The sequence below is a fragment of the Microbacterium sp. GCM10027623 genome (genome assembly GCF_042666935.1).
In the GTDB taxonomy this organism is placed as follows: Bacteria; Actinomycetota; Actinomycetes; order Actinomycetales; family Microbacteriaceae; genus Microbacterium.
Genome location: NZ_JBHTHE010000004.1, coordinates 57,770 through 83,936 on the forward strand (window position 1 = coordinate 57,770; position 26,167 = coordinate 83,936).

At 68.3% G+C, this 26,167-nt stretch carries 27 protein-coding genes; 14 read left to right on the forward strand and 13 right to left on the reverse strand.

All coding sequences use genetic code 11. The features are described from left to right. The first annotated feature begins 61 nt into the window (after positions 1-61). Genes ACFQY2_RS15390 through ACFQY2_RS15410 form a run of 5 tightly spaced genes read left to right on the forward strand, consistent with a single transcriptional unit; the run spans position 62 to position 4,468 of the window. Positions 62-1,414 carry an MFS transporter gene (locus ACFQY2_RS15390; RefSeq protein WP_378746874.1) on the forward strand — a complete coding sequence of 451 codons (1,353 nt, stop codon included), beginning with the start codon at positions 62-64 and terminating at the stop codon, positions 1,412-1,414. Between the two features lie 41 nt (positions 1,415-1,455). After that, positions 1,456-2,211, forward strand: coding sequence for an SGNH/GDSL hydrolase family protein (locus ACFQY2_RS15395; RefSeq protein ID WP_378746875.1), 756 nt, complete (start codon positions 1,456-1,458; stop codon positions 2,209-2,211). A gap of 20 nt (positions 2,212-2,231) precedes the next feature. Beyond that, positions 2,232-2,864, forward strand: coding sequence for a YitT family protein (locus ACFQY2_RS15400; protein ID WP_378746876.1), 633 nt, complete (start codon positions 2,232-2,234; stop codon positions 2,862-2,864). 17 nt (positions 2,865-2,881) lie between these two features. Further along, a complete protein-coding gene (locus ACFQY2_RS15405; RefSeq protein WP_378747053.1) occupies positions 2,882-3,610 on the forward strand; it encodes a formylglycine-generating enzyme family protein in 729 nt (242 codons plus the stop codon). A gap of 39 nt (positions 3,611-3,649) precedes the next feature. Beyond that, entirely contained in the window at positions 3,650-4,468 is an 819-nt protein-coding gene (locus tag ACFQY2_RS15410; RefSeq protein WP_378746877.1) for an arginase family protein, read from the forward strand. A gap of 4 nt (positions 4,469-4,472) precedes the next feature. On the opposite strand, the gene ACFQY2_RS15415 is transcribed toward ACFQY2_RS15410, so the two are convergent. Beyond that, complete coding sequence (locus ACFQY2_RS15415) at positions 4,473-5,801, reverse strand: nitrate/nitrite transporter (protein ID WP_378746879.1); 1,329 nt, start codon at positions 5,799-5,801, stop codon at positions 4,473-4,475. Positions 5,802-5,889: 88 nt separating this feature from the next. On the opposite strand from ACFQY2_RS15415, the gene ACFQY2_RS15420 reads away from it, so the two are divergent. From ACFQY2_RS15420 to ACFQY2_RS15435, 4 genes are all read left to right on the forward strand, one after another. Next, positions 5,890-7,476 carry a phosphatase PAP2 family protein gene (locus ACFQY2_RS15420; RefSeq protein WP_378746880.1) on the forward strand — a complete coding sequence of 529 codons (1,587 nt, stop codon included), beginning with the start codon at positions 5,890-5,892 and terminating at the stop codon, positions 7,474-7,476. 62 nt (positions 7,477-7,538) lie between these two features. Further along, positions 7,539-8,621, forward strand: coding sequence for a DNA polymerase IV (locus tag ACFQY2_RS15425; protein WP_378746881.1), 1,083 nt, complete (start codon positions 7,539-7,541; stop codon positions 8,619-8,621). 97 nt (positions 8,622-8,718) lie between these two features. Beyond that, positions 8,719-9,192 (forward strand): DUF1990 family protein, encoded by a 474-nt coding sequence (locus ACFQY2_RS15430; protein WP_378746882.1) that lies wholly within the window; start codon positions 8,719-8,721, stop codon positions 9,190-9,192. A 142-nt stretch (positions 9,193-9,334) separates the two neighbouring features. After that, positions 9,335-9,841: a hypothetical protein gene (locus ACFQY2_RS15435; RefSeq protein WP_378746884.1), complete on the forward strand. Its 507-nt coding sequence runs from the start codon at positions 9,335-9,337 to the stop codon at positions 9,839-9,841. A gap of 6 nt (positions 9,842-9,847) precedes the next feature. Here ACFQY2_RS15435 and ACFQY2_RS15440 read toward each other — a convergent pair whose 3' ends face one another. The 4 genes from ACFQY2_RS15440 to ACFQY2_RS15455 are packed head-to-tail and all read right to left on the reverse strand — an operon-like array spanning position 9,848 to position 13,915. Beyond that, the gene (locus ACFQY2_RS15440; protein ID WP_378746885.1) at positions 9,848-10,645 is read right to left on the reverse strand and encodes a class I SAM-dependent methyltransferase; all 798 of its coding nucleotides are present in this window, start codon (positions 10,643-10,645) and stop codon (positions 9,848-9,850) included. Between the two features lie 42 nt (positions 10,646-10,687). Beyond that, positions 10,688-13,036, reverse strand: coding sequence for an ATP-binding cassette domain-containing protein (locus tag ACFQY2_RS15445; protein ID WP_378746887.1), 2,349 nt, complete (start codon positions 13,034-13,036; stop codon positions 10,688-10,690). A gap of 14 nt (positions 13,037-13,050) precedes the next feature. After that, positions 13,051-13,461: a VOC family protein gene (locus ACFQY2_RS15450; RefSeq protein ID WP_378746888.1), complete on the reverse strand. Its 411-nt coding sequence runs from the start codon at positions 13,459-13,461 to the stop codon at positions 13,051-13,053. A gap of 10 nt (positions 13,462-13,471) precedes the next feature. After that, positions 13,472-13,915, reverse strand: coding sequence for a helix-turn-helix transcriptional regulator (locus ACFQY2_RS15455; protein WP_378746889.1), 444 nt, complete (start codon positions 13,913-13,915; stop codon positions 13,472-13,474). Positions 13,916-14,029: 114 nt separating this feature from the next. On the opposite strand from ACFQY2_RS15455, the gene ACFQY2_RS15460 reads away from it, so the two are divergent. Then, on the forward strand, positions 14,030-14,602 hold the full coding sequence (locus ACFQY2_RS15460) for an HdeD family acid-resistance protein (protein WP_378746890.1): 573 nt from the start codon (positions 14,030-14,032) through the stop codon (positions 14,600-14,602). On the opposite strand, the gene ACFQY2_RS15465 is transcribed toward ACFQY2_RS15460, so the two are convergent. Beyond that, entirely contained in the window at positions 14,589-15,353 is a 765-nt protein-coding gene (locus ACFQY2_RS15465) for an SDR family oxidoreductase (protein WP_378746892.1), read from the reverse strand. The genes ACFQY2_RS15460 and ACFQY2_RS15465 overlap by 14 nt on opposite strands. Positions 15,354-15,467: 114 nt before the next feature. Between ACFQY2_RS15465 and ACFQY2_RS15470 the strand changes: the two genes are divergently transcribed. The 4 genes from ACFQY2_RS15470 to ACFQY2_RS15485 all read left to right on the forward strand — a co-directional run bounded on the left by ACFQY2_RS15470 (position 15,468) and on the right by ACFQY2_RS15485 (position 18,140). Further along, positions 15,468-15,941, forward strand: coding sequence for an NfeD family protein (locus ACFQY2_RS15470; protein ID WP_378746893.1), 474 nt, complete (start codon positions 15,468-15,470; stop codon positions 15,939-15,941). 8 nt (positions 15,942-15,949) lie between these two features. Next, complete coding sequence (locus ACFQY2_RS15475) at positions 15,950-16,879, forward strand: SPFH domain-containing protein (protein ID WP_378746894.1); 930 nt, start codon at positions 15,950-15,952, stop codon at positions 16,877-16,879. Next, a complete protein-coding gene (locus ACFQY2_RS15480; RefSeq protein WP_378746896.1) occupies positions 16,876-17,643 on the forward strand; it encodes a glycerophosphodiester phosphodiesterase family protein in 768 nt (255 codons plus the stop codon). The genes ACFQY2_RS15475 and ACFQY2_RS15480 overlap by 4 nt, the downstream gene beginning before the upstream one ends. 116 nt (positions 17,644-17,759) lie before the next feature. Next, on the forward strand, positions 17,760-18,140 hold the full coding sequence (locus ACFQY2_RS15485; protein ID WP_378746897.1) for an RNA polymerase-binding protein RbpA: 381 nt from the start codon (positions 17,760-17,762) through the stop codon (positions 18,138-18,140). A gap of 1 nt (position 18,141) precedes the next feature. Here ACFQY2_RS15485 and lnt read toward each other — a convergent pair whose 3' ends face one another. From lnt to ACFQY2_RS15520, 7 genes are all read right to left on the reverse strand, one after another. Beyond that, a complete protein-coding gene (gene lnt / locus ACFQY2_RS15490) occupies positions 18,142-19,581 on the reverse strand; it encodes an apolipoprotein N-acyltransferase (RefSeq protein ID WP_378747054.1) in 1,440 nt (479 codons plus the stop codon). A gap of 89 nt (positions 19,582-19,670) precedes the next feature. After that, positions 19,671-22,145: a DEAD/DEAH box helicase gene (locus ACFQY2_RS15495; RefSeq protein WP_378746898.1), complete on the reverse strand. Its 2,475-nt coding sequence runs from the start codon at positions 22,143-22,145 to the stop codon at positions 19,671-19,673. After that, a complete protein-coding gene (tatC, locus tag ACFQY2_RS15500) occupies positions 22,142-22,960 on the reverse strand; it encodes a twin-arginine translocase subunit TatC (RefSeq protein WP_378746900.1) in 819 nt (272 codons plus the stop codon). The genes ACFQY2_RS15495 and tatC overlap by 4 nt, the downstream gene beginning before the upstream one ends. A gap of 3 nt (positions 22,961-22,963) precedes the next feature. Then, on the reverse strand, positions 22,964-23,245 hold the full coding sequence (tatA, locus tag ACFQY2_RS15505; RefSeq protein WP_378746901.1) for a Sec-independent protein translocase subunit TatA: 282 nt from the start codon (positions 23,243-23,245) through the stop codon (positions 22,964-22,966). A 62-nt stretch (positions 23,246-23,307) separates the two neighbouring features. After that, positions 23,308-24,270 (reverse strand): helix-turn-helix transcriptional regulator, encoded by a 963-nt coding sequence (locus tag ACFQY2_RS15510; RefSeq protein ID WP_378746902.1) that lies wholly within the window; start codon positions 24,268-24,270, stop codon positions 23,308-23,310. Continuing rightward, positions 24,267-25,259, reverse strand: coding sequence for a helix-turn-helix transcriptional regulator (locus ACFQY2_RS15515; protein ID WP_378746903.1), 993 nt, complete (start codon positions 25,257-25,259; stop codon positions 24,267-24,269). Before ACFQY2_RS15515 ends, ACFQY2_RS15510 begins: the two co-directional genes overlap by 4 nt. Beyond that, on the reverse strand, positions 25,256-26,164 hold the full coding sequence (locus ACFQY2_RS15520; RefSeq protein ID WP_378746904.1) for a peptidylprolyl isomerase: 909 nt from the start codon (positions 26,162-26,164) through the stop codon (positions 25,256-25,258). The genes ACFQY2_RS15515 and ACFQY2_RS15520 overlap by 4 nt, the downstream gene beginning before the upstream one ends. Positions 26,165-26,167 lie beyond the last annotated feature (3 nt).

The following is a 26,167-nucleotide window of genomic DNA, read 5'->3' on the forward strand; positions in this document are numbered from 1 at the left end:
CCGGCGGCCGGGAGCAGTCACACACCGGCCCGCATCCAAGGTGCGGCTCTACGATGAGACCATGTCCGGACCCTCGCTCTCGAGCCGCTCGTCGCTCGCCGCCCGTCTCGATGCGCTGCCGTTCACGCGGTCGCATCTGCGGGTGCTGACCGGATCGGGGGTCGGCTGGGCGCTGGACGCCATGGACGTGGGTCTGATCTCGTTCATCATCGCCGTACTCGCCCAGCAGTGGTCCCTGACTCCCGCTGAGACCGGGTGGATCGCATCCGTCGGCTTCATCGGGATGGCGATCGGTGCCGGCGTCGGCGGTCTGCTGGCCGATCGGCTCGGCCGACGACAGGTCTTCGCCATCACGCTGCTGATCTACGGCGCCGCAACAGGTGCGAGCGCGCTGGTCGGGGGAGTGGCGATGCTGCTCGTACTGCGCTTCTTCGTCGGCCTCGGTCTCGGCGCGGAGCTGCCGGTCGCGTCGACCTATGTGAGCGAGTTCGCTCCTGCGGCCATCCGCGGCAGACTCATCGTCATCCTCGAGGCGTTCTGGGCGGTGGGATGGACGGCCGCCGCCCTCATCGGCTACTTCGTGATCCCGGCGTCGGAGAACGGCTGGCGCTGGGCCTTCGCGATCGGCGCCATCCCGGCCGTGTATGCGCTGGTCGTGCGCTGGGGCCTGCCCGAGTCCCCGCGCTGGCTGGCGTCCCGCGGGCGTATCGCGCAGGCCGACCGGATCGTCTCCTCACTCGAGACGGATGCCGCTCTGCAGCGCACGCGCGTCACCCGCCAGGAGTCCGCAGCCGCCCCCCTCGCGGCCACGGCATCCGGGCGCATGCGCACCCTGTGGGCGCCGGAGTTCCGCGTGCGCACGCTCAGCGTCTGGACGGTCTGGTTCTGCGTCAACTTCGCCTACTACGGCGCGTTCATCTGGATCCCGAGCATCCTCGTCGCGGCCGGCTACGACCTGGTGCGCTCCTTCGAGTTCACCCTGCTGATCACCCTCGCCCAGCTGCCGGGGTATGCGGTGGCGGCCTGGCTCATCGAGGTGTGGGGGCGACGCATCACACTGTCGGTGTTCCTCGCCGGATCCGCCGTCTCCGCCGTGCTGTTCGGCCTCGCCGACAGCCAGTTCACGATCATCGCCGCGGGCATGGCGCTGTCGTTCTTCAATCTCGGCGCGTGGGGCGCCCTGTATGCGGTCACGCCCGAGATCTATCCGACCTCGCTGCGAGCCACGGGGGCGGGGTGGGCGGCCGGGATCGGCCGCATCGCCTCGATCATCGCCCCGCTGCTGGTACCCATTCTGCTCGTCCAGGGCGGTGCGCCGCTGGCGTTCGTCGTCTTCTCCGGCTTCTTCGTCATCGCGACGGTGGCCGCCTGGGGCCTGGTCGACCAGCGCGGGAAGACCCTCGACGACCGCTGACGGGTCGCTGGGCGCCTCCCGGCGGTCATAGGCTGGGGCGCATGGCGGAAGTGCGATTCGTGGCGATCGGAGACTCGTTCACAGAGGGAGTCGGCGACGAGCTTCCCGACGGCACGGTTCGCGGCTGGGCCGACATCGCCGCACAGGGCTGGGCGGACGCCGCCGGTCACCGCATCCAGTACGCCAACCTGGCGATCCGCGGACGCCTCGCCTGGCCGATCGTGGAGCAGCAGCTGGAGCCGGCGCTGGCGCTGCGCCCGACCCATCTGTCCTTCAATGCCGGCGGCAACGACATGCTTCGCCCCAACGCCGACATCGAGCACATCGCCGATGCGTTCTCGCGCGTGCTGCGGCGGTGCGATGAAGAGGATGTACGGCTGATCGTGCTGTCCGGGGCGAACCCGAGCGGGCGCCTGCCGATGGGGCGGATGATCCAGCGTCGCGGTGACCTGCTGTCCGCTGCCGTCGTGCGCAGAATCGAGGACCGTCCCGATGTCATCCGTGCGCTGAACTGGCCGGACGCCGAGCTGTCGCGCGAGCCCTACTGGTCGCAGGACCGACTGCACATGAACATGCACGGCCACCACCGCGTCGCAGCGCGCGTGCTGCATGCGCTCGGTATCGAACCGCCGGCCGACTGGTGGTCTGCGACGTCGCATCCGGCCGCCGGGCCCGACGGCTACGCGTACTACCGGGAGTTCGTCGGCCCCTGGGTCCGGCGGCGGGTCACCCGCACGTCCTCCGGCGATGGACGCGCTGCGAAATACGCGGCCTGGGTCGAACGGACGCCGCAGTGATGACGAGGACGGGAAGACGTATGCCGAGGCGGATCGTCCAGTTGCTGATCGGGCTGTTCCTCTACGGCATCGGCATCGCGTTCATCATCCGCGGGGTACTCGGCGCCGCGCCCTGGGACGTGCTGTCGCAGGGCATCTCCATGCACCTGCCGCTGAGCTTCGGGGTGATCACGATCATCGTCAGCGGGATCGTGCTGCTGCTCTGGATCCCGATACGGCAGAAGCCGGGTGTGGGCACCATTCTCAATGCGGTCCTCGTCGGCCCGTCCGCGGACGTCGGATTCCTGTGGATCCCCGAGACGGAGCTGCTCTGGCTGCGTATCGCGTTCTTCATCATCGGCCTCACCACGCTCGCCGCCGCGACGGGTCTGTACATCGGTGCTCACTTCGGTCCCGGGCCCCGAGACGGACTCATGACGGGACTTCATCGGGTGACGGGTCGTCCGATCTGGATGGTGCGCACCGCGCTGGAGGTCACGGTCGTCGCGATCGGCTGGCTGCTGGGCGGCATCGTCGGGTTGGGCACCGTCGCTTTCGCGCTGCTCGTGGGTCCGATGTGCCAGTACTTCATGCGCATCTTCGACGTGAAGCTGCCCGTTCGCCGCACCGCACCGGACGGCGAAGAGGCGCGCCACGACCCGGTGTCCGGCTGACCGTGGAACTCACACCGATGCGGCCCATCGCGGCCGGCACCGTCAGGCTGCACGACGCACGTCGCAAGGAGCACAGGACCGTCCACCTCGAACCGTTCGAGATCGGCATGTATCCGGTCACCGAGGAGCTCTTCGCCGAACTGCTGGGTGTGCCCTCCCGGCATCCCCGCCGTCCCGCGCGAGACCTGACCTGGTTGCGCGCCGTGCGCTTCTGCAACGCCGCCTCGGAGTGGGAGGGGTACGACCCCGCGTACACCTACGACGGCGAGGACGTGACGTGGCACACCGACAGCGACGGGTACCGGCTGCCCACCGAAGCGGAGTGGGAGTTCGCGTGCCGCGCAGGATCGGTCGGTCCTCACTACGGACCGCTGGCGGACGTCGCCTGGACGGCGTTGGACGGGGTGAGCGAACCGCAGGACGTCGGCGGCAGGCTGCCGAACCTGCACGGCCTGTTCGACACCCTCGGCAACGTCTGGGAGTGGTGCTGGGACCTTCTCGACCCCGAGCGGTACGACGACTACCGCGTGTTCCGTGGCGGCGGCTTCGCCGACGAGGCCTGGAGCGTGCGTGCCTCCGTGCGCCGCGGCGGCGCGCCGCGCATGCACCATGACGATGTCGGGATGCGGTTGGCGCGCGGCGCATTCGACACGGCGGACGCCGCCCAGGGGTGGTCCGCTGCGGCTGACGTCGATCGCGGAGGCCGCGGGGGCCCGCGACCGATCGGATGGACGCCGCGGCGTTGAAGCGCTGCGAGCGAGTAGGACGACCACGAGGAGAAACGCATGTCACGCACGATGGATGTCATCATCTCGCAGGGGAGGGTCGGGGATCGCTCCGACGGCGCGCTTCCCGGCGCGCTCAAGGCCGGCCGGGCACTTGGCCGCCTGCTGGGCCTGGAGCCGCGCATCGTCGGCACGCCCTCTGCGGCGGTCACCGACGACTGGACGGTGAGCCTGCCCGCGGCATCCGAGACCCTGACCGCTCTGCGCGGCGCACTCCGCGAATCGCTCGACGCCGGCAACGTGCCCGTGTTGGCCACGAACACCTGCGGTGCGAGCGTGGGGACGCTTCCGACAGTCGCCGAACGGTTCCCCGATGCCATCGTGCTCTGGATCGACGCGCACGGCGATTTCAACACCCCCGACACGACGGAGTCCGGCTATCTCGGCGGCATGGTGCTGGCGGCGGCATGCGGGCTGTGGGACAGTGGACACGGCGCAGGTCTCGATCCGGCGCAGGCGATCATCGTAGGCGGGCGGGACATCGATCCTTCCGAGGCGGAACTGCTCGACGGAAGCGGTGTCACAGTGCTTCCTCCCGCGCAGAGCACCCCCGCTCGGGTCGCTGAGCTGGTCGGCGACCGCGACGTGTGGATCCACGTCGACTGGGATGTGCTCGAGCCCGGCTACATCCCCGCCGCGTACCGCGTCGAGCAGGGACTCCTGCCGCACGAGATCGCCGCCATCTTCGCGGCGCTGCCCACCGATCAGGTGCGGGGCGTCGAGCTGACCGAGTTCGAGGACGGAGACCCGGAGGTTCCGGCGCGCGTCAGCGTGGAGCTGATCCTGGAGACCTTCCAGGCACTGGGACTTCAGCAGTAGCCGCTCAGCGCCGGCGCTTGCGCTCGGGATCGACCCCGATGCGGATGCGGGTGCGCTTGCGTTCGATGATGATCATCGTGATGCCCAGAGCCCACAGCGGCAACTGGGTGAAGAACGCCCAGCGGAATGCATCCATCGAGTAGGTGGACGGTGTTCCTGCCCCCTGGAGGTCGAGCGTGAGGCCGATCAGGAAGATGGCCGTCAGCGCGGCGAGGAACCCACCTGAATTCGTGACCCCGGTGGCGGTGCTGAGCCGATGCGCGGGGTTGTGCGTGCGGGCGTGGTCGAAGGCGATCATGGATGCCGGACCACCGGCCCCCAGGCACATCACAAGCACGATCAGCAGCCAGATCGGCGCGGGCCCTGGCCAGAAGATCACCAGCAGCCACGCGATGATCTGCACGCCGATGCTCGGCAGGACGAGTGCGAGTGAACGGCGCAGCGGACTGCGCCGCGAGAGCTCGCCGAGAATCGGTCCCAGGACCATGGCCACGACGACGTTGAGGGACAGGAGACCCGCTGCGGCCGCGTTCGAGAGGCCTTCGCCCGCCGTCAAGAACGGCATGCCCCACAGTAGAAGGAACGCGGTGCCAGCGAAGGGGGTCGTGAAGTGGGACCAGAACGCGAGGCGGGTACCGGGATGCGCCCAAGCCGCGCGGATGCCGACGCCAGTGTCGATCGATGAGGTGACCACCCGGATCACTCCGGTCTCGGTGTCCACCGTGACGTCCGCTGCGCGCTCAGGGGGTCGGTTGCGCACGATCGACCAGACGAGGATGGCGAACAGCACGCCCAGTCCTGCGATGCTGCCGAAGGTGATCGTCCACGATGTGGAGTGCAGCAGGGCGGCGAGCGGCAGCAGCGAGACCAGCTGGCCGGCCTGACCGGCGATGCCCGTCATCTGAACCATCAGCGGGCCCCTCTGGGCAGGGAACCAGGTCGCGACCAGGCGCAGCACGGCGGGGAAGATGGCGGCGTCGCCCGCTCCGAGCAGCACCCGGGCGATGATCGCGACCCCGATGCTGGGGGACACCGCCATCACGAACTGACCGAGCGCCATGAGGAGCATCCCGATGACCATGATCGGCCGCGAACCATAGCGGTCCAGCAGAACGCCGATCGGGATCTGCATGCCTCCGTACACCGCGAGCTGCACCACCGCGAACAGAGACAGCGTGGCCGCATCCGCCTGGAACCGCTCGGCCGCATCGACGCCGACCGCACTCAGCGAGCTGCGATTGACGATGGCGAGCACGTATGCCGCAACCGCCACCGACCAGATCAACCAGGCGCGCCAACCCGGCGTCGCATGGGGGAGGGGAGCGGCAGTCACTTCATCGAGACTAGTCCACCCGGGGTAGGCGCTGGTCGGGGCGGAAAGCCCCTTCACCTGCGACGCATCCACGATCTACTCTCGACCCATGAGTCCGATCGGGCATCCCTTCATCGCCCTGCGCCGAGCCCGCATCCTGCCGCGCTGGGTGCGCAGGCTCGACGCCCGCACGTCGCGGGCCATCAACGGCCGGCGCGCTCCCGCGAGGGTGGACCGCGGCCTCGTCCGTCTCTCTCACCTCGCCGACCGAAGCCGACTGTGGCTGGATATCTCGGTTCTGCTGTACGTGATCGGCGGTCGCTCCCGACGCGGAGCCGTACGGGGCATGCTCTCCCTGCTCGTCGGCAGCGTGCTGGCCAACCTGGTCGGCAAGAAGGTCTTCGGCGGCGACAGGCCACTGCTGAAGGATGTGCCGGTGCCCCGGCGGCTGCGGACGTTCCCCGCATCGGCGTCGTTCCCGTCCGGGCATTCGGCGTCGGCGGCCGCGTTCGTCACCGGGGTCGCGCTGGAATCCCGCCGCGCCGGCGGCCTGCTCGCGCCGGTCGGTGCCGCGGTCGCATACTCGCGCCTTCACACGGGTGCCCACTGGCTCTCCGACGTGACCGGGGGGCTGGCGCTGGGAAGCGCGGTCGCCGTCCTGGGACGGATCCTGGTTCCCGCGCGGCCGGAGGCGCCGCACGCGCGATCCGCGCCGTCCGTCGAGTTGCCTGCCCTGCTCGACGGTGCCGGTGCATTCATCATCGTCAACGGGGCTTCGGGGATCGACCCGCGTCGCCCCGATCCCGTCGAGTTCCTCTCCGACGCGCTGCCGAACGCCCGCGTCCACACCCTCCAGGACGGCGACCGCATCGCAGACCTCATGCGCGATGCAGTGGCCTCCGCGCACCCCCCGCTGGCACTGGGCGTGTGGGGTGGGGACGGCACGGTGGCTGCCGCCGCCGATGCCGCGCGCCGCAACGGGGTCCCGTTGATCGTGTTTCCGGGCGGCACTTTCAACCATTTCGCCCGCACCGCCGGCATCCCGACGATCGAGGCCGCACTGGACGCGGTTCGCACGGGTGCCGGTCGGCGCGTGGACGTCGCCGAGCTCGCCCTGGACGGACGCGAGCCGTTCACCGTGCTGAATGCGACCTCCCTCGGCGTCTACGCGGATTTCGTCTCTGAGCGCGAACCGATGGAGAAGAGCCTCGGCAAACCGCTGGCCGCGCTGGTCGCCGCGATCAGGGTGCTCTCGCGCGCGGAGGCGATCCCGGTGAGTGTCGACGGACGTCCAGCCCGGGTCTGGTCCGTCGCGGTGGCGACCGGTGGGAACGACTCGGCATCCATGGTCCCGCTCCAGCGCCGCCGTCTCGACGACGGCGTCCTCGATGTGCGCGTCCTGCACGCCTACGGCAGGATGCCGCGGATTCGCGGTCTGGTGGCGCTGGCGTTCGGGGCACGAGCATCGTCGGTGGTGGACCGGGTTCCCGGGCGCGGCGGGCTCAGGACGATCGAGGCGTTCACCGCCCGGTCGGTGAGGATAGAGGCGGACGCCGGGCCCGACCGGACGATCGGCGTCACGCACGACGGCGAGGTGACGGAGAGCACACGCGGGGCGGGTGTGGTCGCGGCCGTCACGATCGCCGTCGGCGGCCTGGACGTGTACAGCACGGCGGCGCCTGACCTCGCCGGGTAGCACCGGGGTGGCGCCGCAGAATGGTCCGTGACAGAACGCCCGGGAACGCGCAGACTCGAGAAATGACACCGATTCCCTGGGTGCTCCATGTGGACATGGATCAGTTCATCGCCGCGGTCGAGGTGCTGAGGCGTCCGGAGCTCGCCGGGCGACCGGTCATCGTCGGTGGATCCGGGGACCCGACCGAGCGCGCGGTGGTCTCCACCGCGTCGTACGAGGCGCGCGCCTACGGGATCGGATCGGGGATGCCGATGAAGATCGCGGCGCGCAAGGCACCCGAGGACGCAGTCTTCCTTCCCGTCGATCACGCCGCCTACGAGGATGCTTCGGCCCACGTAATGCGTGCGCTGCGAGGACTGCCGGGCGTCATCCTGGAGATCATCGGCTGGGATGAGTGCTTTCTGGGCGTGACGACCGATGACCCCGAGCACGTCGCCCGGGAGGCGCAGCGAGTGGTGCTGGAGGCCACGTCGCTGCACTGCTCGGTCGGTATCGGCGACAACAAGGTGCGCGCGAAGATGGCAACCGGATTCGGCAAGCCCCGTGGAGTGTTCCGACTCACGGAACAGAACTGGTTCGACGTCATGGGGGAGAGGGCCACCCGTGACCTGTGGGGCGTCGGGTCGCGGGTGCAGCAACGCCTGGCGGAGCGCGGCATCCGGACGGTGCGCGAACTCGCGGATGCGGAAGAAGCCGAGATGGTGGACGAATTCGGCCCGAAGATGGGCGTCTGGTATCAGGGGCTCGGCTCCGGACTCGGTCCGGCGGTAGTCGATGACACGCCCTGGATCGCGCGCAGTCACAGTCGCGAGATCACCTTCCAGCAGAACCTCTCCACTCGCGCGGAGATCGACGCCGCCATCGGTGACCTCGCGCGTCAGGCATTCGCCGACTGCGCCGCGGAGGGCAGACCGGTCGTACGCGTGCACCTCAAAGTGCGCTACGCGCCTTTCGAGACGCGCACGACCGGACGCAAGCTGGCGGAACCTGCCACCGGCAGCGCGGAGTTCGTCGCGGCGGCGATGGAGCTGGGCGCGGCGATCGACGCCGACCGGGAGGTGCGGCTGCTGGGCGTGCGGGCCGAGATGGCCATGCCTGACGTCGACGGCACGGTGGAGCGCACTCCCGTGCGCGGGCGGATCTGACGAGATCCGCTCTCGAAATGCCGGGGAATGCGTCTCCGTGGGGCACCGCTGTAGTCTGGCCGTGCGCGCGCAGCGACAGACGGGGGAGAGGTGCGGTGTGACCGATCCTGAGCTTCGCGATTGGCGTGCGAGCTCGCGCGGATACCGACGTTCGGAGATCACGGCGCCCATCGGCCACGGCGAGGGCGTGTGGACCCGCGCGGCGGAGGGTGTGCTTCGTTGGGGTGTGAAGACGGCGAGCGGATTCACCGTCGACCCGCCACGTGCCGTCTCGCCGGGGGACCGGGTGATGGTCACCGTGCGCCTCCTCGCCATCACGATCAGGGAGCCTGTCGAAGTCGTCTCCGTCGTCGAGGAGAGCGATCGCGTCGGCTTCGCCTACCGCACCTTGCCCGGTCATCCCGTCAGCGGCGAAGAGGCGTTCATCGTGCATCGCGACGGCGGCGAGGTGCGGCTCACCGTTCGCTCACTCACGCGACCTGCGCCGCAGCAGCCGTGGAGAGCCCTGTACCCGTTGCTGCGGGTCGCGCAGCGGGTCGCACGACGCCGCTATCTGAGAGCTCTGCGGTGAATGCGACGGTGTTCGTCGCCGAAGATCCAGAACTCTGCACCGCGCGATGGTTTTCCTTTCTGACATAATGTGCATTATCGGCATTCTCTGACGTGGGTGCCGACTGCCGCGAGTGCGGCTGCGAGTGCATCATAATTGCGGGGTGCGTCCACTGCGTCTGTTCTATGTCCTGCCCGCATTCGCGCTCGCGCTGATGGCCGCTGTCGGCTGCACCGCCGACAAGTCGTCGACGGGAGTTCCGTCACCTGCTGCGCCGTCGGGCACTCCGGATGCGGTCGAAAGCACCGATCCGCGTGCATCCGAGGCCACCAGTCCTGAGCAGGCGTTCCGCGTCTGGCTTGCGGCCAGCCGCGAGCCAGACGCAGATGTCGCATGCGGGTACCTCACCGACGCGCTCGTGGATCGGATGCTGGCGGAACTGGAAGCCAGCGGGATGCCGGTGAGCTCCTGCGCCGAGATGGTGTCGACGACCGCGGCACTCTACAAGGCCGTCGGCGATAGCGGCGAGGTCGAGATCCAGACTCTCTCCGAAACAGAGACGGACGCGGTGCTCGACGTCACCTATCTCAGCGGCGACTGCGGGACCGTCGCGCTACAGCGCACTGGTGCCGACTGGATCATCACCGAGCAGACCGAGGAGCAGTGCTGACGACGCTCAGCCCACTCTGGCGACCGCGATGAGGTGCGCGCTCATGTCTCGGATTCCACGCAGAGAAGCCGCCGCCCTGGCGATCAGAAGAGTCGCCTCGACGAGCTCCTCCCCCGCTGATTCCATCGATTCCAGGAGGCCACCGGCGGGACCTTCGACGCCGACGACATCGACGACCGTGAGCCCCGCCGCAGCGACCTCGGCCTCCAGTTCTTCGGCCGTGTGGAAATGTCCTGCGGGGAAACGCATGCCGGATGCCGGCGTCCCTTCTGCCGCAAGCTCCACCCACTCCTCTGGGTACGGCTCTGGAACCGGTCGTCCCAGCGTGGCCTTCCCGAACGCGATATAACGCGAAAGCGCTGCCGCGAAGATGTATCCACCGGGGCGCACGACCCGCGCGGCCTCACGGATCGCCTGAAGACGCTCGTCCCGGGAGGCCAGGTGATAGAGCGGCCCCAGCATCAGTGCGGCATCGAAGTCAGCATCCGGGAACGGCAGATCTCGGGCGTCCGCGACCCGAGCACGCACCCCGGCGCGCTGCGCCTGGGCGACGTGGCGTGGAACCGGATCGACGAGATCGACCTCATATCGCGCGTCCTGCAACGCGCGAGCGTGGACGCCCGCACCGCCGCCGATGTCCAGAATCCTTCCCGAGGGGACGTGCCCACGGACGATCTCCTGCGTACGCGAGAACTCCGCAGGGCCTTGGGCCGACCGGGTGGTCAGCCGGACGTGCTCGTCGAAGACCTCACCGTAGTACGCCTGGATGCGTGCATCGATCTCTTCCTGGTTCGGTGCCGTCATGCACTCGAGAATAGGGCCTGACTCGCACGGTGCCCCGTGTCCTCATGACCCGACGTAGTCGGCGAGGTGCTGACCCGTCAGCGTCGTGCGGTCCGCGACGAGGTCCGCCGGCGTGCCCTCGAACACCACCCGGCCACCGTCATGTCCGGCGCCAGGGCCGATGTCGACGATCCAATCGGCGTGCGCCATCACGGCCTGGTGGTGCTCGATCACGATCACGGTCTTGCCCGAGTCCACCAGACGGTCCAGCACACCGAGGATCGTCGACACGTCTGCCAGATGGAGGCCGGTCGTCGGCTCGTCGAGCACGTAGACCTCGCCCTTCTCCCCCATGTGGATCGCCAGCTTCACGCGCTGACGTTCCCCGCCGGACAGCGTCGACAGCGGCTGACCCAGCGACAGATAGCCCAGTCCCACATCCTCGAGCCGGCTCAGGATCGCGACAGCCGCCGGAATCTTCGACTCACCGGCGGAGAAGAAGTCGCGCGCCTGCGCGACCGAAAGGTCCAGCACCTCCGTGATGTCCAGCCCGCCGAGCTTGTACTCCAGCACCGCAGCTTGGAAACGCTTACCCCCGCAGTCTTCGCACGGCGTCTCGATCGTGTCCATGAAGCCGAGCTCGGTGACGATCACACCGGCCCCCTTGCAGGTCGGACAGGCGCCCTCGGAGTTGGCGCTGAAGAGAGCCGGCTTCACGCCGTTCGCTTTCGCGAAGGCCTTGCGAATCGGCTCCAGCATCCCGGTGTAGGTGGCCGGATTGCTGCGTCGCGACCCCTTGATGGCGCTCTGATCGACCGACACCACTCCCTCGCGCGGCGAGACGGAGCCGTGGATGAGTGAACTCTTCCCAGACCCGGCCACGCCCGTGACGACCGTGAGGACACCCGTGGGGATGTCCACGTCCACATCCTGCAGATTGTTCGCCGACGCCCCGCGGATCTCGATGGCACCTGCGGCGGAGCGCACCGACTCCTTCAACGCGGCGCGGTCGTCCAGGTGCTGACCGGTGAGGGTCCCGCTCGACCGCAGGCCCTCCACCGTCCCTTCGAAGCAGATCTCTCCGCCGGACGCCCCCGCGCCGGGACCGAGATCCACGACATGGTCGGCGATCTCGATGGTCTCGGGCTTGTGCTCGACGACCAGGACGGTGTTGCCCTTGTCTCGCAGTTCGCGCAGCAGATTGTTCATCCGCTGGATGTCATGCGGATGCAGCCCGATGGTCGGCTCGTCGAAGACGTAGGTGACGTCCGTGAGGGAGGATCCCAGATGACGCAGCAGCTTGATGCGCTGCGCCTCTCCCCCGCTCAGCGTGCCCGACGGGCGGTCCAGGCTCAGGTAGCCGAGTCCCAGTTCGACGAAGGAGTCGAGATTCGCGCTCAGGGCCGTCAACAGCGGACCGGCGCCGGACAGGTCGAGGCCGCGCACCCATTCGGCGAGATCCGTGACCTGCATCCGGCAGGCGTCGGCGATGCTCACCCCGGCGATCTTCGACGACCGAGCGCCCTCCGTGAGCCGGGTGCCGTCGCACTCCGGACACGTGGCGAAGGTCGCGACCTTCTCGACGAAACGGCGGATGTGGGGCTGCAGGGCCTCCAGGTCCTTCGACAGCATGGACTTGGTGATCTTCGGGATCAGACCCTCGTAGGTGATGTTGATGCCGCTGATCTTGACCTTGGTCACCTCGCCGTAGAGGAACAGCTGCCGCTGCTTGTCGGTGAACGCCGAGATCGGCTTGTCGGCGGGATAGAAGCCCGATCCGGAGAACTGCTTCACCATCCAGCCGTCGGCGGTGTAGCCGGGAACCATGATCGCGCCCTCGTCGAGCGACTTCGACTCGTCGACGACCTGCGCGAGGTCGATGTCGGACACCGCTCCCCTGCCCTCGCATCGAGGGCACATGCCGCCCAAGTAGATGGCATCCTTGACGATCTTCTTCTCGCCCTTCGGCCCGGTCATCACCCCGCTCGCCTTCTGCGTCGGGATGTTGAACGAGAATGCGGTGGGGCCGCCGATGTAGGGCTGACCGAGCTTGGAGAACAGGATGCGCAGCATCGCGTTCGCATCCGTGACGGTACCGACCGTCGAGCGCGGGTTCGCACCCAGCCGCTCCTGGTCGACGATGATCGCCGTGGTCAGTCCTTCCAGGACATCCACATCCGGGCGCGGCACGGAGGGCATGAAGCCCTGCACGAAGGCGCTGTACGTCTCGTCGATCAGGCGGCGGGACTCCGCGGCGATCGTATCGAACACGAGGGAGCTCTTACCCGAACCGGAGACACCGGTGAAGACCGTCAGCCGCCGCTTCGGGAGCACGACGCTGACATCCTTGAGATTGTTCTCCCGTGCACCTTCGACACGGATGCGGTCATGGTTGTCGGCGATGTGCGCCATTGCTGACCTTTCGTTCACGCGGACTGCTGCAGACGCACCATATTGCCAGCAGGATCGCGGAACGCGCAGTCCCGCAGCCCGTAGGGCTGATCGATCGGCTCCTGCACCACATCCGCGCCCTTCGCCTCGATCTCGGCGAACGCGGCATCCACTTCGGGCGTCTCCAGGACGATTCCGCCGTAGCTGCCCTTCGCCATCAGCTCCAGGATGGTGGTGCGCTCGTCGTCGCTGATGCCCGGGTCCACGGCCGGCGGCGTCAGGACGATGGCCGTGTCGGGCTGGCCCACCGGACCGACGGTCACCCACCGCATCCGCCCCTGCCCGACGTCCATGCGCACCTCGAAGCCCAGTATGTCCCGGTAGAACGCGACCGACTCGTCGGCGTCGGTGTGCGGGAGGAAGCTTGATTTGATCGTGATCTCCATGACCGCGACGCTACTCGGAAGGCGGACGGCGCGCTTCTCGATTCCTGATCGGTCTGGTCGCCTGCTTCTCCAACCACGATGGAACACCCGGACCATGGCCGGGATCGGCCTTGTAGGCACTCGGCGGCACGCCCACGAGCTCGGCGAAGCGAGTACTGAACGTCCCGAGCGACGAGAAGCCGACCTCGAAGCACACCTCCGTGACCGACAGGTCGCCGCGGCGCAGCAGCGCCATCGCCCGCTCGATGCGCCTGGTCATGAGATAGGAGTACGGAGACTCCCCGAAGGTCTGCTTGAACCGACGGCTGAGATGCCCGGCGGACATGTGGACGCCCTGCGCGAGGGACTCGACATCCAGCGGCCGCGCGTACTCACGGTCGATCCGGTCCCGCACCCGGCGAAGCGCCGTCAGTTCGCGGATCCTGTCTTCAGAGGAGTTCGCATGCTGCGTCACACGGCTATCGTCGCACGCGCGACGCCTCATCCTTCCGGAGCGAAGCCGACCCCCGTTCGGCGGACCCGGGCACTATGCTGACCTCATCGTCCGAGCTTTCGAGAAAGGCACGTCATGGCCGACGCATCCACACACGTGAAGTCGTTCCTGTCCCTCGTCCGCCGGACCCTCGCCGTCTCCGGCGCCATCATGCTGCTGCTCGGCCTGTTCATCCTGATCTGGCCGACCAAGACCGCACTGTTCTTCGCGGGAATCATCGCCGTCTACCTGATCGTGCAGGGTCTGGTGTACATCGGCACCGGTGTCTTCTCGAAGAGCGACGGCGGATGGTCGCGTCTCGGACACGTCCTGCTCGGCGTCCTCTACGTCATCGGCGGCGCACTGGCGTTCGTGAATCTGTTCGCCTTCACCGCCACGCTGGTGCTGTTCATCGGCATCATGCTCGGCATCACGTGGATCATCGACGGTGTGGTGGCCCTCTCGCTGCTGAACCACGGCAGCTCGCGGGTGTGGACGATCGTCTACGCGATCCTCAGCATCATCGCCGGCGTGATCCTGCTGCTGTCACCGTTCTACGTCGCGGTGTTCTGGTGGCTCACCGGAATCGCGCTGGTGGCGTTGGGCATTCTGCAGATCGTGCGGTCCGTCACCCTCCGCAAAGACGCCGCCACGCTCACTCAGGAATGAAATCCGAGGTGTCGCCGATGAGGCGCGTGTTGTCTGCCGGAACGGGATCGACAGCCGCCTGAGCGACCTCGGCGGCGAACTCGGACACGTTGTACAGCTTGCCGGCGGACTCGCGACGCCCCGCGATGGCTCCGGGATTGGCGCGCTCGAGGAGCGTTGCGGTGATGGTGCCCTCGATCATGTCGCCGGAGACAACCGTGAAGCCGATGCCCTTCTCCGCCAGGCCGGGGATCAGCTCACGCAGCGCATCCTCACCGGCGCGCTTGGACCTGGCCACCGGCTCGTACTCCGGCATGGTCGGCGTCGTGCGGATGAAGTGCGCCTGGTGACTCGTGACGAAGACGACGCGTGCGCCGTCGCCCATCAGCGGCTCCGCCGCCTGCAGCACGCCCACCTGGGCGTCCCGGTTGAGGGTGAGCGCGTAGTCCTCAGCCATGCCGGATTCCATCCCGCCGGAGGCGTTCAGCACCAGCACATCCAGACGGCCGAACTCCCGGCGCACACTGTCGAACATGGCGGCGACGGACGCCGGGTCGGTCAGATCCGCGCCGACGACCAGCACGCGTCGGCCGAGCGCACGCAGTTCACCGGCGAGCTTCTCGGCGCGCGGGGCCTTGTTGCGGAAGTTGATGACGACGTCTGCGCCGGCCTCCGCGAAGTAGCGGACGGTGTCGGCACCGATTCCTCGGGACGAGCCGGTGACGAGTGCCACCTGGCCCTCGAGGGAGCCGGCGGGGAGAACCTGGGTCATTTCTGACTCCTCGTTGTGCGGGTGATCGCTCCGATGGCGACCTCCCAACCCTACAACGCGGCTCCCGCCGACCCGCGGGAGCACCCCCGTGATAGGTTGACCGCAGGAGGGCGCATGAACGGTCTGGAGACAGTGCTCGCAGGCATCGAGCAGTGGGCATGGATCGGTTGGATCGTGCTCATCGCGCTCTTCCTCGTGGTCGAGATGCTCACCCTCGATTTCACCTTCCTCATGCTCTCGTTCGGTGGTGCCGTGGGTCTGGTCACCGACCTGGTCGGCCTGCCGTTCTGGGCACAGGTGATCATCGCGGCCGCGGCCGCGGCCGCGTTCATCTTCTTCCTGAGACCGCCTCTGCTGCATCGGCTGCGGCGCGGCGAGGACCCCACCAAGTCCAACGTGGATGCACTGCTCGACCTGCATGGCACCGTGCTGCAGGACATCACCGAGATCTCGGGGCAGGTGAAGCTCAGCAACGGCGACACCTGGACCGCACGCAGTGCCGACGGCAAGGCCATCATCCGCGGCAGCCGCATCGCCGTCACGCAGATCAGCGGTGCGACCGCCATCGTCCGCCCCGTCACCGAATAGGAGCACTGATGGACGACTCCTCGTTCCTCCCCGCCGCGATCGCCTGGATCCTCGCGATCGCGGTCATCATCTTCGTGCTGGTCACGCTCGCCCGATCCATTCGGATCATCCCCCAGGCCACGGCCGGCGTCGTCGAGCGGCTGGGTCGGTATCACAAGACCCTCGCCCCCGGGCTGAACCTGCTCATCCCCTTCATCGACCGACTGAGGCCCCTGATCGACATGCGCGAGCAGGTCGTCTCCTTCCCGCCGCAGCCGGTGATCACCGAGGACAACCTCGTCGTCTCCATCGACACGGTCGTCTACTTCCAGGTGACCGATGCGAGGGCCGCGACGTATGAGATCGCCAACTATCTGGGAGCGGTCGAGCAGCTCACGACGACCACGCTGCGCAACGTCGTCGGCGGATTGAACCTCGAAGAGGCTCTCACCAGCCGCGACGAGATCAACGGCCAGCTGCGGGTCGTGCTGGACGAGGCCACGGGCAAGTGGGGCATCCGCGTGTCCCGCGTGGAACTGAAGGCCATCGACCCGCCCGTCTCGATCCAGGACTCGATGGAGAAGCAGATGCGCGCAGAGCGCGACCGGCGCGCTGCGATCCTGACCGCCGAAGGCTCGAAGCAGTCGCAGATCCTCGAAGCCGAGGGGCAGCGTCAAGCGGCCATCCTCAAGGCCGAGGGCGACAAGCAGGCGGCCGTCCTGCGGGCGCAGGGTGAGGCGGAAGCGATCCAGAACGTTTTCGCCTCCATCCACGAGGGCCGGCCCGACGACAAGCTCCTCGCCTACCAGTACCTGCAGATGCTGCCCAAGATCAGCGAGAGCCCCTCGAGCAAGCTGTGGATCATCCCCAGCGAGCTGACGGAGGCGCTCAAGGGGATAGGAACGGCGTTCACTCCCCGCACCGACCCGGCGTCGGCTGATTCGCAGCCGGACGCGTGACGCACCCCTTCTTCGCCGGAACACGACACCCGCGAGTCCTCGCCCATCGTGGGCTCGTGCCCTCGGACCAGGTCGGGCCGTCTCTGTGGGAGAACTCAGCAGGTGCGTTCGCGGCCGCGCAGGCTGCGGGCGCGGAGTACATCGAGACGGACTGTCAGGTCACAGCCGACGGAGACGTCGTGCTGTTCCACGACGACACGATCGAAAGGCTCACGGGTGACCCCCGGCCGGTCTCCTCGCTGCGCACCTCCGACCTCGCCGGGCTCTTCGCCGAGCACGGCGGTCTGCTGACGGTCGCGGACGCACTGGATGCGTTTCCGGAGAGTCGCTTCAACATCGACGTGAAGACGATCGCGGCCGCCGAACCGATCGGGGCGGTCCTCGCGCGGCATACGCATCGTGTGCTCGTCACCAGCTTCTCCTATCGCAACCGGCGCGCGGCACTGGCGTCCATCGAGCAGGCCGGTGCGGCGATGCCTCCCGCGACCTCATCCGGCAGGCGCACGATTCTCGCACTGCGCACCCTCTCGACCGTGCGCCTCTCCCCTGCCCGCCTGCTGCGCGACATCGACGCCGTGCAGATCCCCGAGCATCATGCCGGCATCCGCGTGCTGACGCCGGGCCTGCTCCGCGCCGCTCACGCTCTCGGCGTCGAGGTGCACGTCTGGACGGTGAACGAGCCCGAGACGATGCGGCGGCTCGTCGACGCCGGCGTGGACGGCATTGTCACCGATCGCGCGGACCTCGCGCTGAAGGCCGTCTGAGCGCTCATCTGAGCGGAGCGCTGGGATTCCTCTGTGAGTTCCTCACGGAACCAGCTCCCGTGGATGAAGCGCACAGGCGCGAACGTTATACCTGACATCGACGAGAGGACCACACAATGGCAGATCGCAGCCTTCGCGGCATCCGGCTGGGTGCCCAGAGCCTTCAGAGCGAAGAGGGAGTCGTGTTCATGGAACGCCGCTCCACGACGTACAAGTGCGAGTGCGGCCACGAGACGACCCTGATGTTCTCGGCCGAGGCCGAACCGCCGCAGACCTGGGAGTGCCGCGCATGCGGCGCCGAGGCCGTGCTGCAGGTCGACGGTGCCTCGGTGAAGCTCGAGGAGAGCGACCAGAAGGCGGCGCGCACGCACTGGGACATGCTCCTGGAGCGCCGCAGCAGGGATGAGCTCGAGGAGCTCCTCGAAGACCGGCTCGCGTACGTGCGTGCACGTCGCGGTTCGGGAGACGACCCCACTCAGGAGCGCATCGGCGCCTGAGTCATCTGCGCCGCCGCGCCACCAGGCCGGCGGCCACCAGTGCTCCCGGTCCCGTGATCACCAGCAGCAGCTGCACCCACGGACCCAGCACCACACCTGCCGTGAGGCCGGATCGCAGTTGGACATCTTCGAGCAGCGCTCCGGCCTCATCTGCATCCAGGCTCGCCACCGTGGACCCGTCCGGCCGAATGATCTGGCTGGTCCCCACCGTGGAGATGTTCACGACGCTGCGGCCCGTCTCGATCGCCCGCATCCGCGCGAAGGAGAGCTGCTGCAGGTTCTCGTCCGTCCCCCGGAAGTCGGCGTTGTTGGTCTGGAACACCAGCACCTGCGCACCGTCCTGCACACCCTCGCGGATGACCTCGTCGTAGATGACGTCGAAGCAGATCGCGAGCCCGACACCGACATCGCCGACCTTCACGACGGGAGCGTTGGTCCCCGGCGTGTACTCACGTCCGATCAGTCCGATCAGATCCGGCGCCAGGGCGTAAAAGAACGGACGATCCGGCACATACTCCCCGAAGGGCACGGGATGCCGCTTGTCGTGGATGTCCTCCGCCGTGCCGTCCGTCGTCCATAGGAACGAGGTGTTGAAGTACTCGCCGTCCCGCTTCGTCGCGGTGTTCGCCAGCAGCGGCGCGTCCATCGACGCGACCACACGGGTCAGTCGGCGTGCCGTGGACGGATCCCGGAACGGGTCGTAGTCGACGCCGCCCTCGGGCCAGACGACCAGGTCGACGTCCTCCCCCTCGAGCCCTTCGGTGGCCGCCATCTGCGCGTCGATGACGCCGTAGTCGACGCGCTCGTCGAAGTAGCCGGTCGTCCCGTTTCCCTGCACGGCCGCGATCCGCATCTCTCCGGAGGCCGTCGTCGGGAACAGCGGCGCGAACAGCATCACGACCAGGGTCACGACGAGCGGCGCGAGGCGGACAGGGCGACGCCAGGAGCGCAGCCGCACCACCTCGATCGCCAGCGCGACGACGAACACCATCAGGAAGCTCAGTCCGCTGACGCCGAGCCACGACGCGACGGGGGCGAACGGCCCCTCGGCCTGGGTCATTCCCAGCCGCGCCCAGGGGAATCCGCCGTAGGGCCAGTTGCCCAGGAAGAGCTCGTGCACGGTCCACACGGCCGCGACGACGGCGGGGAGCACCACCGTCCTGGCCCGGGGCCATGCCCGGGGCACCCAGCGGTACGCGAGCGCCACGAGCGCCAGGGAAGCGCCCGTGAGGACGCCCTGGAGCACGGCAAGGGCGATCCACGGCACCGGTCCGAGATAGCGCGCCGTCCACGACACCAGAAGCGAGAAGAACACCAGTCCGTAGCCGGAGCCGACCAGCAGAGCCGCCCCCGTCCTACGGCCCTCCAATGAGACCAGGAGGAGCGCGACCGCCACCATCGCCAGGGGCCAGACCGCCGCCGACGGGAACGCCAGATTCATCAGCAGCCCCGCCACGGCGGCCAGCCATGCGGCAGCCCACAGCGGCAGCAGCGGGCGCGCGGAGGCGACAGTTCGCTTCACACCCACGCTCACACCGCCGCGTAGGCGACGATGCCGCGTCGCACGCCGTCGAGGGCGCGCCGCGCCGTACGAGCCAGCTCGCCGTCCTCCGCGACGATGGAGAGCTGATCGAGCAGGTCGATGGCCTGTTTGGCCCAGCGGACGAAGTCTCCTGCCGCCATGTCGGCGTCGATCAGGACGCGGTCGAGCGACCCTCCGCGCGCCCAGGCGTGCATCGCCGCGGCGAGTCCGGGAGCCAGGGGCTCGGTGCGCGGCAGAGAGTAGTCGTGCTCGATGTCGTCCAGTTCCGCCCACAGACGGGTGGTGGCGTCGTACGCGATGCGGAACGCCCCGCGAGGCAGGCCCCGCTCTCCGGCGGTCTGCTCGTCGCGACGCGGCTCGTAGACCAGGCAGCTCGCCATCGCGGCCAGCGACGGCGCGTCCAGGTTGCGCCACAGCCCCTGGCGCAGCGACTCGGCCACGAGCAGGTCGCGGTCTCCGTAGATCCGCCGCATGGTGCGGCCGGCTTCGGTGAGTCGCAGATCGTCGCCCGCCCCGTCGAGGTAGTCGACGACCTGCAGGACGTCGATCACCCGGTCGAAGGTGCGCGCCACGGTGCCGGTGCGGCTCTCGATCTGCCGCCGGATGCGATCGGTGTCGCGCTTGAGGCTGAAGTACCGCTCCGACCATCGCGCATGCGCCTCGCGGTCCGGGCAGCTGTGGCAGGGGTGTCGCTGCATGCGGGTCCGCAGGCTCTGGATCTTCCGCATCCGCTTGTCGCGCGCGGTTCGCGGTCCTCCTGCGTCCTTCCGGTTCTTCTTCTCCAGGTCGCTGAGTTCACGGCGCAGCGCGGCGTACTCGAGGAAGTCGCCGTGATCGCAGCGCATGGCCTTCTGGTAGCCCTGCAGCGACTCCTCGGCGTCCTTGACCTTCTTGGCGAGTCCCACGACCGCGCGGTCGGCCTGGAACTGCGCGAACGACGATTCCAGGATCTCCCGCGCCCGCGACCGCCCGAAACGATCGATGAGGTTGACCGCCATGTTGTACGTCGGCCGGAAGCTGGAGTTCAGGGGGTAGGTGCGTCGGGATGCCAGAGCGGCGACCGCCTGTGGATCCATGCCCTCCGTCCACTGCACGACCGCGTGTCCCTCGACGTCGATCCCTCGCCGCCCGGCACGACCGGTGAGCTGGGTGTACTCCCCCGACGTGATGGCGACGCGTGCCTCGCCGTTGAACTTCTCCATCTTCTCGAGCACGACCGTGCGCGCCGGCATGTTGATGCCCAGCGCGAGGGTCTCCGTGGCGAAGACCGCCTTGACGAGCTTGCGCTGGAAGAGCTCCTCGACCACCTCCTTGAAGGCGGGCAGCATCCCGGCATGGTGGGCGGCGACGCCGCGCTCGAGGTTGTCGCGCCACTCCCAGAACCCCAGCACGTCGAGGTCCTCGTCCTGCAGCGATCGTGTGCGCTCGGTGACGATCCCGCGGATCTCCGCCCGCTCCTCCTGAGTGGTCAGGCGGATGCCGGCGCGGCGCACCTGCTGCACGGCGGCGTCGCAGCCGACGCGGCTGAAGATGAAGAAGATCGCGGGCAGGAGGTTCGCCCGCTCCAGCAGCTGCACGACATCGGGGCGGTCCATCCGCTCGATGCGCCGCATGTTCGACGCCCGCACCGGCCGCTTGCCTCCGCGGGGCGGGCGCTGCGCCTGACGTCCCGCATGCTTGCTGCTGACGTACTCCTGAGCCCGCCGGTTTCCCTCGTACCGGGAACCGGTCGAAGACCGGATGCGGAACAGCTCCTGATTCACCTGCGCCGTGGCGACCCCTGCTCGATCGTCGAAGAGCGGGAGCAGGTCGTCCCGCACCAGCACATGCTGCTCCAGCGGTACGGGCCTGGTCTCGGAGACGATGACGTCGGTGTCGCCCCGGACGGTGTCGAGCCAGTCGCCGAACTCCTCGGCGTTGGAGACCGTGGCACTGAGGGAGATGAGCCGCACGGCCTGCGGCAGGTGCAGGATCACCTCTTCCCAGACCGGACCGCGGAACCGGTCGGCGAGGTAGTGCACCTCGTCCATGACGACGTAGCGCAGACCGCGCAGCGCGTCCGAATCCGCATAGAGCATGTTGCGCAGCACCTCGGTGGTCATGACCACCACACGCGCATTGCCGTTGATGTTGGTGTCGCCGGTGAGCAGACCCACCTGGTCGGCGCCGTACACCTCGACGAGTTCGCGGAACTTCTGGTTCGACAGCGCCTTCATCGGCGTCGTGTAGAAGGCTTTCGTCCCTGGCGTCTGCATGGCGAGGTGGATGGCGAACTCGCCCACGATCGTCTTGCCCGCGCCGGTGGGCGCAGCGACGAGAACACTGCGACCGCCTTCCAGCGCGTGACACGCCGCGATCTGGAACGGATCCAGGTCGAACCTCTGCAGCGCGGCGAAATCGCGCGTCTGAGGATGCTGGGCGGCCGCCTGTGCGGCCGCATAGCGCTCAGCCGGCGAACTCATGCGGCGGGATTGTCCGGGTCGAGACCCGATGCGATCAGCTTCTTGCGTTTGCGTCGATCGAAGAAGAGCGACACGAACGCGGCAGCGAAGTACAGCACGATCAGGATGCCCGCCAGCATCAGCATCGACCCGATGTCCGCCGCGGGCGTCGCGATGGCGGCGAACAGCGAGGCGACGAGCACCGCCACCCGCCAGCCCTTCAGCATCGCCCTGCCGCTGATGACGCCGGCGAGGTTCAGCGCGACCATGAAGACCGGCAGGACGAAGGAGACGCCGATGACGAGGACGAACTTCAGGATGAAGTCGTAGTAGTAGTCCGAATCGAGGAAGTTCTTGCCGACGTCCGGGACGAAGTTCGACATCACCTCGATCACGTGCGGGGCGACCAGCACCGCCACGTATCCCCCGGCGAAGAACAGCGGAATCGCCGCCCCGACGAAAGCGATCGTGTACTTGATCTCCTTCTTGGTCAGGCCAGGCATGACGAACGCCCAGATCTGCCACAGCCACACCGGCGCGGACAGCAGCAGGCCGATGGACAAGGCCATCCGGATGCGCAGGTTGAATCCGGACGAGATCTTCGCGAAGACCAGTTCGGCGAACTGCGCGCCGCGCTCCTCGTTGATCGCGTTGATGGGCTCGGTGAGGAAGCTGATCACCGGGTCCGTCACGATGAATGCGATGATCATGCCCGCGGCGAGACCGATCACCGAGAAGATCAGGCGACGGCGAGCCTCGCGGAGGTGCTCGCCCAGCGACATCCGCCGATCGCGCTTCCCTTCGTCAGAAGGCGCGTCGACGCTCAGTTCCGTCACGACCTACGAAGCGCGAGGCGGCGTGTCCTGATCGGCAGGACGCTCAGCCGTGGATGCCGCGGTTCCGGCCGAGGGTGCCGCCGTTCCGGCCGACGCCGCCGTGGTGCCGTCCGCTGCCGGAGCATCCGTGTCGTCGTCGTTCTTCATGGCCTTCATCTCACCCTTGAACACGCGGGCGGACTGACCGAGGCTCTTCGCCAGCGCAGGCAGCTTCGCCGCGCCGAACAGAAGCAGGATGATGATCAGAATGATCCACAGGTGAGGGCCTGCGAAGAGATTGCCCATGGAGTACTCCTCTTGTGGGTCGGGATTCGGTTCAGTCTACCCGCGCATCGGGCGCATGTGGTCTAACCGTACAGGTCGAGTCCGGCAGCCGCCCAGTCCCTCGTGGCGACGCGGGCGATGGCGGGTTCGAGCACCTCCAGAGCTCCCCCGAACTTCGCTGCGATCCGCTTGATTCCGCGCGGGTCCGCCATTCCGATCCGTATCGTCACCACACCGTCCTGACGGGTGACCTCCTCATGCGCGAAGCAGCCGAGCAGCGGGATCAGTCGCTCCGGCACCCGCACGAGGACGTGTCCTGATGCGGCCTGCGAGCCGAACTCCGCGGGCACGGCCGCATCGGCGTGGGTGATCGCGATATCGGTCAGATGCGCTTCGCTCACCCTGTCGAGATGGAAGGTGCGCATCGCCTTGCGCAGGTGGCACCAGCCCTGCAGGTACCACTGGCCGTTGGTGATCAGGATCTGAGCGGGGTCGACGGTGCGGGTCGTGGGGTCGGCGTCCGGCGCCTGGTAGCGGAACGCGACGGCGACGCCCTCGTGCAGTGCGCGAGACACCACCTTCTGCACCTCGGTGACGGTCACCGGCGCGACGACGAGATCAGGCGGCGCGTCGGCCGATCCGCGGGAGAGCTTGGCGATGAGGCCTGAGACGAGCCCGGAATCGGCGACGGCGGGTACGGCTGCCACCATCTGCAGCCCCGCCAGCAGAGCCGCAGCCTCCCGGGCGGTGAAGCGCGGCACGCGGCGCAGCGCCACATCGTTGGTGATCTCGATGATGTCGTGCTCGTCGAGCAGGTCCCAGTCGATGTCGAACATCTCCTGAGGCAGCTGCCAGTAGCCGGAGTCGCCGGGCAGTCCGATGACGGTGAGCTTCTCGACCATCGAGCGCATCTCGCGTGGAGTCACACCGAAGTCGTTCGCCGCCTCGTCCAGCGTCACCTGTCCGCGCTCGAGCAGGTACGGCACGAGCGTGAGATACAGGCGCACACGATCGCCGGCGAGAAGCGGAGCGGATGCGGCGCTCATGCGCGCCCCTCCCCCGCGTGCACATCGACGATGGCCCGCAGTCTGGCCACCACGCTGTCTCGCAGATCGGCAGGCTCCACCACGCGCACCTCCGGACCGTACGTGGCCAGCTCATCGGCGAAGATGTGTCGGTCCACGTAGGGGACGCGCATGCCCTGCGCAGCAGGCGTGGAGCGCCTGCCCAGTCGCAGCGCGGCTTCTGTTCCCGGCGTGACCTCCAGCAGCGCGCTCTGCGAGGCCGCCACGGCGGCGAGGCCCGACAGGGCACGGTCGGCGGCGCCGTCGCGCAGCGCGGGATCGAACGTCTGCCCGGTCACCTTCACATCGCTGACGATGCGGCTCAGCAGGAACGTGCGTTCGCCGTCGGCGTCCACGTCGACTCCGAAGAGGTGCCAGCGCGCTTCGTACTCGACCAGGGCGAGCGGTCGCACGCGACGGCGAGTCGACGCCGCCTCCCCCGGCTTCAGGTAGTCGAAGACGACGACGCGGTTGCGCTCCATGCCTTCCTGGAGAGCGGGGAACGCGGCGTCGCGGACGGCGATGCGCGGGGCGAAGCCGATGATGGGCTCGTCGCCGTCGATGCCCAGTGCGCGGATCTTGCGCACGCCGGCCTGAGCATCCGAGGACACCGACTCGCTGCTCCAGACGCTGCCGGCGAGCCGCAGCACCGCCAGTTCCGCCTCGCTGAACTCGATGTCCGCCGGCAAGTCGTAGTCGGCCTGCGGGATGCGGTAGCGGGCCTCGCGGAGGTCCTGCGGATCGGAGGGGTCGCCGATGGTCTCCACCGGCATCCCGAGCGCACGCAGTTCGTCCTTGTCGCGCTCGAACATCTTCTCGAGTGCATCCATCTTGACGCCGGCCTCGCTGCGTTGGCGGTAGCCCGACACGTTCTCCAGGATCTGCTGCTTGGTCAGCCCGATCTCCGTGGCCATCAGCGCCACGACGAGATTCGTCAGGCGCTCCTCCGGCGGGATCTGAGCTCGGGTCATCCCCTCACCAGCTCCGGCGGGACGATCCCCAGAACGTCCACCACGTAGGCGGTCGCGTCGCCCTTCTCCCCCGGCACCACGACGAGCAGCTGCGAGCCGACGGTCGCCCGGGCGACCTGGTCCATGACCTGCTCGGGCAGAGTGGTCCTGTCGAACACCACGCCGGAGTCCCACGACGAGTTCCTGACCGTGCGGTCCGCCCAGGCCACGGCGGTGTAGTGGAACATCGCCAGGCCGTCCCCGACCTTCTTCCCCTCACCGGCGATGAGCGTCTGCGTCACATCCTTCCTGGGAGCCGCGCTGTCGGGGATGATGATCCCGGGACGTCCGCCCGGGGCACGGACGACGGTCGGCAGTCCTCGCGCGTCGTTGAAAACGTCTCGCCCCTCGGCGCTGGGCAGCAGCACCTCCTGGATGTCGATGGTGCCGACGATGCTGTCGTTCGCGCCCAGACCCGCCTGGCCGGCCAGCCCCTCGGGGAGATCGGCCGCGGGCACGGCGAAGGCGACGCGCGAACCGCCGGTCGCGCAGTCCAGAGCCGCCCCCGCACCGCCGAACTGGTCGCTGAGAGTCTTCTGCGACCAGACCCCCGCACCGCTGTCGATGATCTGACCCGTCGCACCGCTGAGCAGGGTGATGGTGCCCACCACGTCCTGGGCCGCTTCGCGGACGACCGGCCCGTCTCCGACGATGAGGTCGTCGTAGATCACGTGCGACGTGGGCACCGGCGAACTCAGCGACACCTTCGCCTCACCGATGTCACCGGTGGCCGTGACCGCCATCTGCAGCGCGGCGGAGCCGTCGCGGACGCAGCCGGAGGCGTCCGCGCCCGGCGCGGTCGAGCATCCGGTCAGGGCGAGAGCGGACAGGGCGAGAGCCGAGAGGGCAGCGGTCGATTTGCGCACGCG

Bases quoted from the DNA above. Each gene is read 5' to 3' on its own strand.
- ACFQY2_RS15390 (WP_378746874.1), top strand. From the start codon at position 62: ATGTCCGGACCCTCGCTCTCGAGCCGCTCGTCGCTCGCCGCCCGTCTC.
- ACFQY2_RS15395 (WP_378746875.1), top strand. From the start codon at position 1,456: ATGGCGGAAGTGCGATTCGTGGCGATCGGAGACTCGTTCACAGAGGGA.
- ACFQY2_RS15400 (WP_378746876.1), top strand. From the start codon at position 2,232: ATGCCGAGGCGGATCGTCCAGTTGCTGATCGGGCTGTTCCTCTACGGC.
- ACFQY2_RS15405 (WP_378747053.1), top strand. From the start codon at position 2,882: ATGCGGCCCATCGCGGCCGGCACCGTCAGGCTGCACGACGCACGTCGC.
- ACFQY2_RS15410 (WP_378746877.1), top strand. From the start codon at position 3,650: ATGTCACGCACGATGGATGTCATCATCTCGCAGGGGAGGGTCGGGGAT.
- ACFQY2_RS15420 (WP_378746880.1), top strand. From the start codon at position 5,890: ATGAGTCCGATCGGGCATCCCTTCATCGCCCTGCGCCGAGCCCGCATC.
- ACFQY2_RS15425 (WP_378746881.1), top strand. From the start codon at position 7,539: ATGACACCGATTCCCTGGGTGCTCCATGTGGACATGGATCAGTTCATC.
- ACFQY2_RS15440 (WP_378746885.1), bottom strand. From the start codon at position 10,645: ATGACGGCACCGAACCAGGAAGAGATCGATGCACGCATCCAGGCGTAC.
- ACFQY2_RS15445 (WP_378746887.1), bottom strand. From the start codon at position 13,036: ATGGCGCACATCGCCGACAACCATGACCGCATCCGTGTCGAAGGTGCA.
- ACFQY2_RS15450 (WP_378746888.1), bottom strand. From the start codon at position 13,461: ATGGAGATCACGATCAAATCAAGCTTCCTCCCGCACACCGACGCCGAC.
- ACFQY2_RS15460 (WP_378746890.1), top strand. From the start codon at position 14,030: ATGGCCGACGCATCCACACACGTGAAGTCGTTCCTGTCCCTCGTCCGC.
- ACFQY2_RS15465 (WP_378746892.1), bottom strand. From the start codon at position 15,353: ATGACCCAGGTTCTCCCCGCCGGCTCCCTCGAGGGCCAGGTGGCACTC.
- ACFQY2_RS15470 (WP_378746893.1), top strand. From the start codon at position 15,468: ATGAACGGTCTGGAGACAGTGCTCGCAGGCATCGAGCAGTGGGCATGG.
- ACFQY2_RS15475 (WP_378746894.1), top strand. From the start codon at position 15,950: ATGGACGACTCCTCGTTCCTCCCCGCCGCGATCGCCTGGATCCTCGCG.
- ACFQY2_RS15485 (WP_378746897.1), top strand. From the start codon at position 17,760: ATGGCAGATCGCAGCCTTCGCGGCATCCGGCTGGGTGCCCAGAGCCTT.
- lnt (WP_378747054.1), bottom strand. From the start codon at position 19,581: ATGAATCTGGCGTTCCCGTCGGCGGCGGTCTGGCCCCTGGCGATGGTG.
- ACFQY2_RS15495 (WP_378746898.1), bottom strand. From the start codon at position 22,145: ATGAGTTCGCCGGCTGAGCGCTATGCGGCCGCACAGGCGGCCGCCCAG.
- tatA (WP_378746901.1), bottom strand. From the start codon at position 23,245: ATGGGCAATCTCTTCGCAGGCCCTCACCTGTGGATCATTCTGATCATC.
- ACFQY2_RS15510 (WP_378746902.1), bottom strand. From the start codon at position 24,270: ATGAGCGCCGCATCCGCTCCGCTTCTCGCCGGCGATCGTGTGCGCCTG.
- ACFQY2_RS15515 (WP_378746903.1), bottom strand. From the start codon at position 25,259: ATGACCCGAGCTCAGATCCCGCCGGAGGAGCGCCTGACGAATCTCGTC.